The 12761-nt window shown below is 59.2% G+C and carries 13 protein-coding genes and 2 pseudogenes; 4 read left to right on the top strand and 11 right to left on the bottom strand.

Going from position 1 to position 12761, the window contains the following annotated elements:
- Positions 1 to 532: 532 nt before the first annotated feature.
- The 3 genes and pseudogenes from CGZ66_RS36945 to CGZ66_RS36935 all read right to left on the bottom strand — a co-directional run bounded on the left by CGZ66_RS36945 (position 533) and on the right by CGZ66_RS36935 (position 1978).
- Entirely contained in the window at positions 533 to 1000 is a 468-nt protein-coding gene (locus CGZ66_RS36945; RefSeq protein WP_095091498.1) for a hypothetical protein, read from the bottom strand.
- Positions 1001 to 1399: 399 nt separating this feature from the next.
- Positions 1400 to 1654: pseudogene (locus CGZ66_RS41240) on the bottom strand (glycine zipper domain-containing protein).
- Positions 1655 to 1682: 28 nt separating this feature from the next.
- Positions 1683 to 1978, bottom strand: a pseudogene (locus tag CGZ66_RS36935) (GlsB/YeaQ/YmgE family stress response membrane protein).
- Positions 1979 to 2240: 262 nt separating this feature from the next.
- Between CGZ66_RS36935 and CGZ66_RS36930 the strand changes: the two are divergent.
- Positions 2241 to 3110, top strand: a complete 870-nt coding sequence (locus CGZ66_RS36930) for a PRC-barrel domain-containing protein (RefSeq protein WP_095091497.1) — start codon at positions 2241 to 2243, stop codon at positions 3108 to 3110.
- A 316-nt stretch (positions 3111 to 3426) separates the two neighbouring features.
- On the opposite strand, the gene CGZ66_RS41235 is transcribed toward CGZ66_RS36930, so the two are convergent.
- Complete coding sequence (locus tag CGZ66_RS41235) at positions 3427 to 3708, bottom strand: sulfotransferase (protein ID WP_342586897.1); 282 nt, start codon at positions 3706 to 3708, stop codon at positions 3427 to 3429.
- Positions 3659 to 3799: a hypothetical protein gene (locus CGZ66_RS41610; RefSeq protein ID WP_342586896.1), complete on the bottom strand. Its 141-nt coding sequence runs from the start codon at positions 3797 to 3799 to the stop codon at positions 3659 to 3661. Before CGZ66_RS41610 ends, CGZ66_RS41235 begins: the two co-directional genes overlap by 50 nt.
- A gap of 301 nt (positions 3800 to 4100) precedes the next feature.
- On the opposite strand from CGZ66_RS41610, the gene CGZ66_RS36920 reads away from it, so the two are divergent.
- Entirely contained in the window at positions 4101 to 4505 is a 405-nt protein-coding gene (locus CGZ66_RS36920) for a hypothetical protein (RefSeq protein ID WP_143748953.1), read from the top strand.
- An 825-nt stretch (positions 4506 to 5330) separates the two neighbouring features.
- Here the strand turns inward: CGZ66_RS36920 and CGZ66_RS36910 are convergent.
- The gene (locus CGZ66_RS36910; RefSeq protein ID WP_280952848.1) at positions 5331 to 6341 is read right to left on the bottom strand and encodes an HlyD family type I secretion periplasmic adaptor subunit; all 1011 of its coding nucleotides are present in this window, start codon (positions 6339 to 6341) and stop codon (positions 5331 to 5333) included.
- Positions 6342 to 6694: 353 nt separating this feature from the next.
- Between CGZ66_RS36910 and CGZ66_RS36905 the strand changes: the two genes are divergently transcribed.
- Positions 6695 to 7507, top strand: a complete 813-nt coding sequence (locus tag CGZ66_RS36905) for a hypothetical protein (RefSeq protein WP_245331378.1) — start codon at positions 6695 to 6697, stop codon at positions 7505 to 7507.
- 115 nt (positions 7508 to 7622) lie between these two features.
- Here the strand turns inward: CGZ66_RS36905 and CGZ66_RS36900 are convergent, their stop codons facing one another.
- Positions 7623 to 8291, bottom strand: a complete 669-nt coding sequence (locus CGZ66_RS36900) for a hypothetical protein (RefSeq protein WP_095091494.1) — start codon at positions 8289 to 8291, stop codon at positions 7623 to 7625.
- 203 nt (positions 8292 to 8494) lie between these two features.
- Between CGZ66_RS36900 and CGZ66_RS36895 the strand changes: the two genes are divergently transcribed.
- Entirely contained in the window at positions 8495 to 9835 is a 1341-nt protein-coding gene (locus CGZ66_RS36895; protein WP_095091493.1) for an IS1380 family transposase, read from the top strand.
- 74 nt (positions 9836 to 9909) lie between these two features.
- Here CGZ66_RS36895 and CGZ66_RS36890 read toward each other — a convergent pair whose 3' ends face one another.
- The 4 genes from CGZ66_RS36890 to CGZ66_RS41230 all read right to left on the bottom strand — a co-directional run bounded on the left by CGZ66_RS36890 (position 9910) and on the right by CGZ66_RS41230 (position 12285).
- A complete protein-coding gene (locus tag CGZ66_RS36890; protein WP_095091492.1) occupies positions 9910 to 10308 on the bottom strand; it encodes a phage holin family protein in 399 nt (132 codons plus the stop codon).
- A 12-nt stretch (positions 10309 to 10320) separates the two neighbouring features.
- On the bottom strand, positions 10321 to 10839 hold the full coding sequence (locus CGZ66_RS36885; protein WP_095091491.1) for a hypothetical protein: 519 nt from the start codon (positions 10837 to 10839) through the stop codon (positions 10321 to 10323).
- Positions 10840 to 11375: 536 nt separating this feature from the next.
- A complete protein-coding gene (locus tag CGZ66_RS36875) occupies positions 11376 to 11663 on the bottom strand; it encodes a hypothetical protein (RefSeq protein WP_095091489.1) in 288 nt (95 codons plus the stop codon).
- Positions 11664 to 11868: 205 nt separating this feature from the next.
- Entirely contained in the window at positions 11869 to 12285 is a 417-nt protein-coding gene (locus tag CGZ66_RS41230) for a hypothetical protein (RefSeq protein WP_245331377.1), read from the bottom strand.
- Between the last annotated feature and the right edge of the window lie 476 nt (positions 12286 to 12761).

Here is a 12761-nt window from a genome sequence, read left to right as displayed (position 1 = left end):
TCTCGATCGTATGAGGCCGACGAATTCGCGGACCGCTATAGCTTTACGTTGAATAGGATGGCTCTCGCTTTTAGCTGATCCGTGCATTGTACGATGTGTCCGGAGAATAGATTGGCCGAAAGGCTGACACCCGGAACGAGTAGGTGCTCGGCCGCGTTGCATCTTCACCCGGAGGAAATCGAGATGACAACCCGAACCCATAAAGAAGATTATCGGACAAATAGAGCCGACTACCTCATCGCGAAAAGGCCGATTGTCGCCAAGGTAGAACCAACGACCAAGCAAAGATCTTCGAGGCTTCAGCGGTCATCGAGACTGCTGGAAAACCCGTCGAAGCCGTCACCAATATCTACGCCGCAACGATAATCCCTAGCTCGAGATCCATGTGCCTAGCCTAGATCTACAGAACCGAGAATGCGGTTGCCCAACCAGGCTCTTGTTGCACTTTCTGTGAGGCGTCTGTGCGCGCTATGTGCCGCATTCTTCTGCCTACGAAGTAAGGAGCTTTGCTACCTCGAACTGCGGGTTCAGCTTAGCAACCTTCCGCTTTCAGGGATCGCACCATCTGGATAACAACAGGGTCGTACGGGATTTTTTCCGATCTGCTGTAATTTATGGTGAAGAGAGCGGCTCGGTCGTTGCAGACCGCGATAGCGCGGACATATCGGATCTGGCCCTCCTTGACACCGGAGTAACTGGCCCACCTCGGGGTGAGGCGTCGATAGGTTAGCCTCCAGCCAGCCTTTTCGTCCTCAATCATGCGATGCTCGATCTCTGCGCGAAAACTGGCGTTCCCGATTCTGGCGCCCCAAACCGCGAGGAAGGCATCGTTTTCGCCCTGAAAAGCCGCGCCTTGGTCGGAACGCTGTGTCAGCACAAAAGCCGGGGGAACATCGAATGTGAAGCCAAGCTGCCTGACACCGAAGGGCTGCCACGCTTGGGCCTGAAGAAGCGTGCTACAAAATAGGACCGGAACGAGGCTCAGCAGAAAACGTACCATAGGGATTGATTTAGCGTTGCGTCATATACCGTCTAGATCTGACAACCATGCAAACAGCGAAAAGTGATACTAAGTTGGTTTAAACCACCCGCCCGTTGCCGTGCAACCTTGAGGGCAGAGAGGATTTTTGCAGGCTGGGCCATTTGGCTGTATTGCCCGCCGGCGTTCCAAACCGGAACCGCGGCTGCAACAAAGAGGCCGGCCGGGCGATAAGCCAAATTTAGGCGACGTGGGGAGCCTCGATCCTTTCCCGCAAGTGGCCGGTGTGGGCCCCAAGGAAATCGCGGCAGCGCTGAGACACCAGAGCGAACGGTGTTTTGTCTTTATAGGCCATCCAGTTGTCCTTCCTTGATCGAAGGCACGTGATCGCGACAAATCACGCGCCAGGCATCAGTAGCCTTACGGGCACCGGGCAATGTAAACCCGGCCATGACGATCGCGATACCGGCGTTGGCCGGCCTCGCTGGCGTGACCGATCACTGCACCGGCTATCGCGCCGACTGCACCACCAACGACAGCACCTTATACCGGATCGCCGGCCACCGCGGCACCGATCGCCGCACCACCCAAGCCGCCGACGGCAGCGGCTTGTTCGGTACGGGAACATGCTGCGAGCTGAGGGAGTCTGAGCCCTTCGTCGGGCGAAGGGCTCAGGTTGAGCGTGACCGCAATCGTTCGCGGATTAGCGTTTTGTCGCTCGGGCCACCGCGATCAAGATGCAAGCGCCGATGAAGCCGGCGACCAGATAGCCGAGCCAGCCGGCCAACGATATGCCAAGCACGCTCAGGGGATGAGGTTGACGACAATGGCCCCCACGATCCCCAAGATGATGCTCATAAGCACGCCCATGTTGCTCTTCATGATCTCGGCGAGCCATCCCGCGATACCGCTGATGATTGCTGCCAGCCAGCCGACGCCAGGATTCTGCCTAGTTTTCCCCTTTCCTCGAACAGCAAATCGGCTCGGGAGGGGAGCCAACAAGGTTTCCGCGATACAGGTTCCGTATACGCACGGAAAAATGCGAGTCGCAGCAGGGAATCTAACTTGGCGTTTCGGATGCCGACAACTCCGCTGCGGTTAACGCGAGTCACACTAGCCATCTCAGGCGACTTCCGAATTCCAAAGGAACTTCACATCGTGCGGCCCGTTGTGACGTCGCAAACTGTGCCGCGTCCAGCCTCCCTGCAATGGTTCGGCCGAACGCGGCGTGCATCAACACTAACGCACAAGGAAACGTACCATGATCAGCAAACTTTTGGCTACCACCGCAGTAGCAACCCTTCTGTCGTCTGGCATGTGGGTATCGGGGGCCGCCGCTGAAAACGCCACCAAACCTGCCACCGCCACGACCACTGCGGCGACGGCGCCGGCGGCCGTTGCAGACGGCAGCCTGGTCACCAAGATCATAGGCGCCGACGTCTATGATAGCGCCGCAGACAATGCCGAGAAGATAGGTGATGTCAAAGACATCGTCCTCTCCAAGGACGGCAAAGCCAAGTACATCATCATCGGCGTAGGCGGGTTCCTGGGCTTGGGGGAAAAGAACGTCGCCTACGATTTCAGCAAGGCCGAGTGGGTCGAGAAGAAGGGTGATCGCTGGTTGGTCGCAAAGACCACCAAGGAGGACCTTCAGGCCCAGCAAGATTTTGACTTGAAAGTCTACGACACCGCATCGGCATCGCCCAACAACGATGCAGCTGCCACCGCCGCGGCCAACAAGCCGGCTCCAGCCACGACGGACAACACGGCCACCGCGGCAATCGACAAGTCTTCGCTGACCGAGATGCCGGTGGACAAAATCAGCACCAAGGATTTCATTGGCACCACAGTCTATGGAGCAGACGATGCAAAAGTCGGCGAGATCGGCGACGTCGTCCTGGGCGGCGACAAGAAGGTGGATGCCGTGGTCGTCGACGTCGGCGGCTTCCTCGGCATGGGCGAAAAGCCAGTTGCTGTTGGCTTGGAGAAATTGAAGTTCCTGTCCGACAAGGATGGCAACCGGTATCTCTACACAAACCTCACAAAGGCCCAGCTTGAGGCGCAGACTGCCTATGACAAGGGCACCTACGCGCAGAATCGCGACAAGCAGCGGATCGTTGTTGGCCAGTAGACCCCAACGTGGCCCGCGCTGTTTAGGCGCGGGCCACACTGTTTTCGATCGTGTATGGGGCGGCCTTGGAGCGGCGGGGCTTTGGACTGACCAATGACCCAAACCGCTGACGGCGCGCCCCGCAGAGGGAGCCGAAATCTGTTGGTCTTTCTATGTCAGCTTCGTTGTGGAAAGAGACCCTCAATGGCCGAGATGTAAGCCGTCGTTGAAAATTGATGGAACGCCGGTCCCTCTGGGTCAAAAAAATTTTATGTTAGCCCAAGCCCGGTTCTGACCGTCGTCGCGAAGATAGTCGTGACCTGACGATTGCAGACGGTTAACTCGTTCTGTGTGCAAGAGCCGATTGCAAGTCGTTGGGGTTGTTGCGATTGGGATAGGAATGGTCCGGCACTGGCACACCAAGATGCAGGCAGAGCGGCCCCCATTCGTCGCCCAGATTGTGGACCAGCAGCTGACCCGACGGAATCGTTGCAATGACCGCCCTTACATTGGCTCCGTAGGCGGCGATGGCATTGGCGCGATCATGCGGCCGAGTGCCGAAGACGTTCCTAGAGATTAAGGTAAGGCCCCGCGATTCCTGATCCGTGCTCTGGCTGATACCTGCCAGGATCGCGTTCTCGAAGCTTGTCCCAACAACATTCCGGCGATCGGCATGTCAGAATGACCTGGGCGTCCGGATAGAACTCAATGAGGTCACGCCAATAATGCGCCTAGGGCCAGTCGATGCAGGACGCGTACCCTGCAACAGCCGATTCAAGTCTGGTGCCGCGCCCTTAGGCAGAGTACGCCAAAGCCCCTTCTGATCTTCATGGCAGACAATAGGCGTCCAGTCAGTGATCGCGTCGGCATCAACGGCAATCAACCCGCCAGCCTTCACAGTCACCTTGGGAGTCCTCCTCAATCCGGCTGACTATCCCTCTAACCTCCAACTCGTCACCTGGTTGGGCCCTCTTTTGAGCTGGGACCGAATAGGGAAAGCCATACGACCGGATGCTGACGCTTGCTCGCCCACCATCCAGCATTCTGAGCACGGGCGCCGTTATCGTCACCTCATCGCCAATGCCGATATCTGCAATTTTCCAAGCCATGAATGAGACTCTGGAGCGGGGACTGCTATATCTCATCGGTGAACGCCACAAAACGCCGAAGCCTCAGATGGCCCCAGGCGATGACCGTTGGGGATCAGCACTGGGCGGCCCTTATCATTTTGAATCTTGCGTTGAACCCACGCCGCTAGTAGCGGTTGCGCTGATACTCGCTTGTGCCGTTATTGCTCAGGTCCTGAAGCGCGCGGGTATTGGTTTTCACCTTCTCCTCCCGACCAGAACCGTGGCGGGCCTCGCTGGCGCGAAGGCGCAGGCGACAAGCCGTCAACGTCACAATGCTGGCGTCTGAGCCGGTCCGGATGTTCTGGCTCCAATCGAGGAGAAAACGAGCTCATCGATATCTTTTTGATCAGCGATGTAGACTGCGGATGGATCTAGACCGAGATGGACCTGGGGCCGTCTCCCTAGGATCGGTGAATGCCGCAATAACCAGAGAGCAATCTATCTCCTCCGTGAACGAAAATTCGAAATCAAGCTCCGGCACCAGTAATCCAGTGCGAAGCAATTTCAATCGGGCCGTTTTGTCGGCGCGTTCGGCGCGTTGGGCCTCAGTCACAGTCTTCGCAGACCGACGAATTTCCGTATCTTTAAACCAGCTCATCTCTTGACCATTCCAAAGGAAATGCGAGCGTAGCATCTCGTGCCGGTCGGGAATTTGAAGCGGCCAATTCGCCAAGCTTTGGGCGCCCCAGGCGACTTTAAGTACTATCAGATCCCAGAGACCTTGGCGCTCGTCATCCTCCAAAGGGATGAAGACGGCTCAATAACAGCCCATTTTGGGCTACCGAGGACCGCTACCAGCTTCGTGATGGCCGCAAGCAACGGTCTCGCGAGGAACTCGGTCTTCGTTCGAATGTTGCGATTCCGTCGGCGAAGGACATACTGACCCAGCCGGCACGCATGACGCACCTAACAGCCGGTGGGTCCGGCTGTCAGAATGGTCCCTCCAGATGGCTGTCGGGCCGCTCGACCGAGTGCAGGGCAATCGCGAAGACATTGAGGATCGCTTTCTTGCACTCCCTCGTATGTGGACAAAGGAGCGTTAGAAATGCTCGCCTGCGTCGGCACTCCGGCGGGAGGTGAGCGTCAAGATCAGCTTAGAATTCCCGCCGCTTCATTGGCGGAAGGCCCTCGATATCTGATCCGTAAGAGGCTTCAGCAAATAGGACCAGACGCTGCGTTCGTCAGTGCTTATGTGCACTTCGGCAGGCATACCTGGCTTGAGAACCTTGGCCTCCGTCAAGCAAGCCGCCTTGTTTTCAACATTGATCCGCGCCGAGAAATAGGAGAGCTGCCGTTGCTGATCCCTAATCAGGTCTGCCGAGATGCGCTTGACCGAACCTCGGCATGTCGGTGTCGTCCCTGCATCGAAAGCGGGGAAACGGATCGACACCGGTTGACCGGGGCGGACGTCATCTATGCACGACGGAGGAATCAAGGCGTCCACGACGAGATTGTCAGCATCGGGGACAATCATCATAAGCACTTCCCCGGGGCCGACGCCGCCAACAGTGTGGACTGAAGATTCCTGTACCGTGCCTGACTGTGAGGCGCGGATATCTGTTTTGGCGAGCTCATCATCCGCCACGATCTTGCGCTCACTAAGTTCCGTCTGCTTGGCTTCCGTTTCACGAAGTTCGCTCGTCACCTCGCTGCGTTGTTGTTCGTCGAGTTGGAGGATCTGCAACCCGGTCTCGCTGATCTTGGCTTGCGCCTCAGCGACGGCAGCAGCAAGCCGTCCCGACTCTCCGCGAGCCCGAGTTGCATCCAATCGGGCGGTGCTCAGCCTGTCTTTGGAAACCAGCTTCTTCTTATAAAGCGCCTCGACATCGGCAGGATCCCCGTTAAGGAGGCCAACAGACTCGTCTACCGCAGCCTGCTGTGCCTTTAGTCCATCGATCTGACGTTCGAGTTGCTTTGAGCGGCTTTGCAACTGTGCCTTCTGACCTGTCAGCGCGGTTGCACGGCTTTCGAACAGGGCACGTTCGCCGCTGATAAGTGCGGCCAGTTCCGGATCGCTCGTGCGCGCCCGCAGGCTGGCTGGAAGCTGTAGTTCCGGCAGCCCCTGCCGCTCAGCCTCCAATCGCGCAAGACGAACGGTTGCTCGATTGAGATCCTCGCTGATTATTTCCGGCCGGCTTCACTATCGATGATGGCATTTTCGAGCCCGAGCCTTAACCGCGCCGATTCAGGCTTCGATACTTCGTGGTCCAGTTGAGGCCGTAGCGGGTGAAAATTCGAAGTGGTGGTCGATAATGATCTGCGATCAGTACCCGTCCGAACGCATGAATCCACTCGTCGCCCAAGGTGGCTTCTCCACCAGGATCGGCACCAACGGCTTAATGAACGTCATACGCATGAACTGCCCCACGAAAACGCGGTTCAATCAGCTTTGGCTAAAATGGTTCCAAGACCGGAGACTGCAACAAAAGAGGCCGGTCGGGCGTTGCGCATTAGCAAAAGAGCGGCGAGGAACCGATGACGATGACGGAAACTTCAAATATCCTCCTCACCGCTCCCATCGAGCTGGCCGGCGACTGGGGCCGCATGCTGGAGGGCGCGGCTGATCAGGTCGTCGAGCGCATGCGGCATGCATGCCTTGATGGCGTCCGCCTGCTCTCCGACCGCCAGCCGACGCGCCTGCGTGTCGACGAGCACACGTCCGGCACGCCGGCGGTCTGGCTGCATCCCGACGGCAGCAGCATGGCCTGGATCATTGTCGACATCGGGGAGCGCGATTGGTCGAAGCTAACCTACCAGTTCGGACACGAGCTCGGCCACGTGTTTGCTAATAGCTGGCAGCCGGATGCCAAGCCGGCAACGCCCTGCCAGTGGCTCGAGGAAGCCATGGTTGAAGCATTCTCGCTGCGCGGCCTGGGGCGCCTGGCGAAGGACTGGAAGGAGAACCCGCCGTTCGCCGGCGACAACGCTTTCGGCGATGCCATTGCCGCGTACCGCGAGAATATCACCCGAGGCTATTCCGCGCTCGCCGACAGCCAGGGGCTGACGCGCGACGCCGCGGCGTGGTTCGCCGACCATCGCGGCGAGATCGAGATGCCCGCCCTCAATCCGTTCGCCCGGGCGATGTCTGTGACCATCCTTGCCGAATACGACCGCGCGCCGGATTGCGTCGAGGCGCTGGGCGCACTCAACCGCTGGTCGGGCCGCACCGGTCTGCCAATCGGCGATTATCTTGGGCGATGGGAGGCGAGTTGCGTCGAATTGGGCGCTTCGCCCAGCTTACCGATCCACCTGCGTGACCTGCTGCGCGTGCCGCAATGGGCCAAGTAATGCGGCGTTGACCGTGGAAGAACCGGGCTGGATCCGCCACGACCCATTCGCCACGATCGAGCCGGGCCATGCGTTTTCGGCGCGCTACCGAAGGCGTGGTTGCTACACGCTTGAATCAGTGAGTGGGCGGATCGCCGCTATCCTCCGAGCGACCGAAATGATCGCTCACCGCCGCCATTATGGCCAGGAACGCGGCGGAGTATCTTGCAAAACCGAAGGCCTGGGCCGCTACAAGCTTTGCGCCGTGCAAATGCTGACTGACAAATTCGGCGGCCACGTCCTGGGCTTCGCCCGACGCTTTCCCGAACAGCTCACGTTCTGTTGCGGTTGGATCAAACGCCCGGCCAATCACGTGGCCAATCAACAGCCCTCCAACTGAACCGGCGAGCACCTTGGTCCGAGCGGCGTTGGTGACGGGCGGTCGCGAGCGCCTTGGAATGGTCGCCCCGCCCGGGCCTTTTGGTCCAAGATGTGTTTCACTCGCCAAAGGAAATCCATTGGGGTTCGTCGGCGGTGTGCGGCTGCCAACACTTCTTCTGCCCGCATCAAATACCGCCACCGCGCCGAGTGCTACTGCAGCCACAGTGCCGCCGTTTTCTTTGATGGCGTCTGACACACCACTCACCGCCTCGGCTACCTTGTCCTTGGCATACCGCGTAGTCACGTCGACCAAATGCCGGGGTTGCAGGCGGCGGCTTATTTCACTGACCGGCCCGAACAGGGCCTGCCGTTCGACGCGGCTTTGCGCCATGATCTCGTCGAGGTCATCGTTGTGTGGTGCCATAGCGTATCCCCTGCTTCAATGCGGCTATATCGCTGCGCACCTGATTTACGGTCTCGATGGGAGTGATGGTCCAGCCGATAAGCGCCCGCTTCGCTAGCCCGGAAAATTCATGGAGGTTGGCGGATGTGGTGCAAGCCGTTGAAATGACGTAGGATTTGGTTGCTTAAGCCGATCCGAACCATTTCCCGGAGACCACACCCGCCATGAATGATCTTACGCTGCCGCTGAGCGGTTTGTCATCAGTCGGCGGCAAGTCCGTCGTCGCCCGTTTTGACGGCGGCATGTTGTCCTCGAACAGTGGTGTTCTGGCTCTGGCCGAGGTGGAAAAGCGGCTGCGTGTGGCCGACCGTGTGGCGCGTTGCATCGACGATCCGCGCCGCCCGGACCAGATCATCCACAGCCTGGCGGACATGATCGGCTTTCGCATGAAGATGATCGCCGCCGGTTATGAGGATGGCAACGACGCCAACCGGCTGCGCTGCGATCCGATCTTCAAGATGGCCCAGGATGCGCTGCCTTCGGGTCGGGATCTGGCCTCTCAATCGACGATGTGCCGGCTGGAGAACCTGCCTGGCGTGCGGGAACTGGTCGTTATGGGCCGTGCGATGGTCGACCTCTATTGCGCTTCCTTCCGCCAGGTTCCGAAGCGGATCGTGCTCGACATTGACGACACTTTTGACGCCGTGCATGGCGGCCAGCAGCTCCGCCTGTTCAATGCCCATCACGACGAATACGGCTTCCAGCCGATTGTTGTGTTCGATGGCGACGGCCGGTTCGTCGGTGCGGTCCTGCGACCAGCGAAGCGGCCGAGCGGGGCAGAAATCCGCCCCCACCTGCGCCGCCTGGTGCGGGCGATCCGCAGCAATTGGCCGAACATCCGCATCCTGATCCGGGCCGACAGCCACTATTGTAGTCCGCAGGTCATCGACTGGTGCCGCGCCAACGATGTCGACTTCATCCTCGGCGTGGCGCCCACCACGACCCTGCGCAAGCATGTCGCGGACCTGGAGAGCAGCACGATGGCGCGTTTTGAAGTGTCATCGAAGACGAACAAGGTCCGCCGCTTCAAGGAGTTCCTGGATGGCGCCGCCAGTTGGAGCCGCGTAGAGCGCATCATCGCCCGCGTCGAGGTCGGCGCCCAAGGTGCCGATACCCGCTTCATCGTCACCAACCTTGCAAGTGGCAAGGCCAAGGCGCTCTACGAGGATGTCTACTGCCGGCGCGGCGCTGCCGAGAACCACATCAAGTCGTGGAAGACGCATCTCGCCGCCGACCGCACATCCTGCACAAGAGCGACGGCCAACCAGTTCCGGCTGTTCCTGCATGCCGGCGCCTACTGGCTGATGTGGGGCCTGCGCGCCGCGATGCCGAAACGCTCGAGCTTTGCCGTCGCCCAATTCGACACGCTGCGATTGCGCCTCATCAAGATCGCCGCCCGCGTGGTCGAGATGAAAACCCAGATCCGTCTGCACCTGCCGACATCCTGCCCCGACCAGCGTATTCTGCGCATCGTCCTCAGCCGCATCCCGCAACTCGCGACATAAACGATGGGGCGCAGACGTCCCGAAACAAACCCGCCGACCTCAACCCGCAAACCCCCGCCTTCCGTCACGACGGATCATCGCCGGCGCCCGACGAGGCTTGTCAAAATGCACCCCAAGGGCGGCCAGATCGCCATGCAGGCCGCCGAAAGCCGATCGCCGTGCATCAAGCGGGCTAGGTGAAGGGAGAGCAAACCTCCGCCAAACAAGACGATGCCAACTGCCAAGCAGGCGACTATGGGGCTGATGCCAAGATGAATCATCACCAGAATCAAGAATTGGACCATGGCAAACGATGCCAAGACAAACAGGGCAACAGCCGCTATCCCACAGGCGCCGGACGAGACGATTGTGGAAGTCTTGCTCTTCATTTCCGCCTCTAGCAGGCGCAAATCCAAGCGGATCAACGACGCGAATTTTTCGAGCGCTTCGTTGACGATGCTGCCGAAGGGCCGGCGATCGATACCATCATCCATCTAGCAAGCCTCTCAGGAACGATCCGAGCTTCGCATGAGGCGGGTCAGCATCACGCCGGCGAGGATCCCGACTCCAAAGAACGCCGCCGGTTGGCGCTGCGCGAATTTCGTAACGGAGTCGAGCAGTTCGCCGACGTTGCGGTCCCTGACGTCGGTGGAGATCCGTTCCACACCTTCCGCTGCACTTCGCACCATGCTCGCGACCTGAGGCGATTGTTTTTCGATCCCGTCAGCGGCCTCCTTGACGGAGTGCGCGATGTTGGCAATCGCATCGGCTCCGGCAGTCTTGTTGGACTCGACCGCTTCCTTGAACGCACCAGCGGCGTCGGAAGCGACAGAGCCGGCATAGTCCTTAGCGTCTGTCGACACTGAGGCCGCAGCGCTTTTCAGGTGGGTGGCTGTCTCGGCCGCGCTCGTCTTCAATCTGCCGAGCGCCTCCTTGCTTTTGCCGGCGCGGTTGCCATCAGCCTGCCATTGATTCTCGTTAGAAAGACCAGATTCGGCAAAGTCGTTTGTGTCTGACGTGTTCACGATGTTTCACTCCTGTTGTGTAGAGTGGAACTTCGCCCCAAGCATGCGGTTCCTGCCTTCGCAGAATATTTGTCACTGTCCCCTCTGGGTAACTCCCGCCTCGCCGGAGGAACGGATCTCAGAGAGCACGCGCGCGTCGTCACGAACCGGTCTTGCCGGATCTCCTGCCCCGCATCGCCGCCAGGCAGATGCATTGGTCGATCGGCGATCTGGTTGCAATCCGTCGATCTCACAAATCGGCGGCCGAGTATGGTTACGGCGATGTCGCGGCGTAAGCGGGCGACAGCTTATGGATACACGCTAACTCCCTGATGCTGATCTTGATCGCATCGCCGGTAAACGCGGTCAACTCGAAGGCAAAATCCAAGCTGAAATCGAATGGCCGGCAGGGGTGGTCGAATTCGATCGGCGCCGCGTACCTAGGCGCGACGCCGACCCATCTCCGAGCGGCCGGCCGGCGCATTTGTAGAAACCCTTCGCGAGGCGCACGCCGCCGTCAACTGAAGGTGGACACTAAGCCCGCCAGACGGCCGGGCCTAGCCGCCCATCATCTTTGCCATCGCGCAGAAATCTGCATGAGATTTGTTAATCGTGCTATCGCCGCAGTCTTTCAACACAGCCTTCTGTTCATCGGGTTTCATGGCCATCCACGCGGTCTTGAAATCCGCTTCCGACCTCAATGTTTTCATGCCGGCATCGGTGAAGAACGGCGACATCTTCGCCGAGTCATCGAGCGCGGACGTTCCGGTGGTGCTGCCGGCAAGTCCGGCACCAGTCATCATCGCAAGCGCCATCGCGCCCATCGTGAGCATCTTCAGGTTCATGACAATTCTCCCAATTAAGGCTGCCAAAGCGGCAGCTTGTCGCATCAACTTCGCTTCCCTGAAAAAGTTTCTACGCTTAACGAAAAATGCCCACCCGAAATGGGAACGGGCGGGCAGGTTCTGGGGTGCGCTGGGATCAGCCAGCATTGGCCAACGAGCGGCGGAGGGGTGGTTGCCACGAGACGCGATTGAAGATTGCGAGCCGTCAGGGGTGCGGCGCCGCCAGAAGCGACCGTCGTAATGCCGTGCAAGACGAACTGGCAATCCAGATCCATGACGGCATTAAAGGTGAGGTCGAGCCCATCAGCGGCCAGGAACGGGAGATTGGAAGTTCATCCACTAAGGTCACGCTGTCGGCGCCGGCACCGTAGTGGATAAAAGTTTGCAATGGTCGATCACGCCAACGGTCACTGCTCGAGGACGGCCCGATGAAGGTCTTCTTGCTCCGGGTTCGCCTCGACCGGATATAGCTCAGGCCAATGGAATATCTGGGAGCGGTAGCCGTCGACTTCACCTCGTGAATGCCGTCGCCTTCGGGAGGCTTCTCCACCAAGGTAGGCATCAAAGGCGCGACAAATTTCAAACGCATGCACTGACCGTAGGGGCGCGATTCAATCAGCATGCGTAGTTCCGGAAAAAGAAAATTCGACGGAACCACAATCTAACGATTCGAGTTTATTCGGCCAATCAGGGAGGCCGCAATGCCCGATCAGCCGAAGACCGATCGACGCGTTACCAACACCCAACAGCGTCGGGACGAAACGCACCGCGCCTCAAAGGAAATTACGGACACGGAGCGGGCGGACCAGAGGGCGAAATCCACCAAGCTCAAGGCTCTACGCGAAGCAAAGGTGAAAGGCACTCATTGACAGCCCCGGCTGACATGAGAATGCTTGGTCGCCACGGAAAGCGCCGTCCAAGCGGCGACCTGCATAAGGGTCGGACGCGGCAACCGCCGTTACGCCCTGCCCATTTCGACCGTCGCGAGGATATCGATTCGGGTGTCAGTTCTTTTGCGAGTGGGTGCCGAGGCGGGAACTACCAATCTCTTGGTTTATTCGATTGTAGGTTCCGGTGAAATATTCGCACGCGAACAAG

It is taken from the genome of Mesorhizobium sophorae (genome assembly GCF_002270415.1).
In the GTDB taxonomy this organism is placed as follows: Bacteria; Pseudomonadota; Alphaproteobacteria; order Rhizobiales; family Rhizobiaceae; genus Mesorhizobium; species Mesorhizobium sophorae.
Note: the sequence above shows the minus strand (reverse complement) of the source record. Positions and strands in the feature narration are given on the sequence as shown.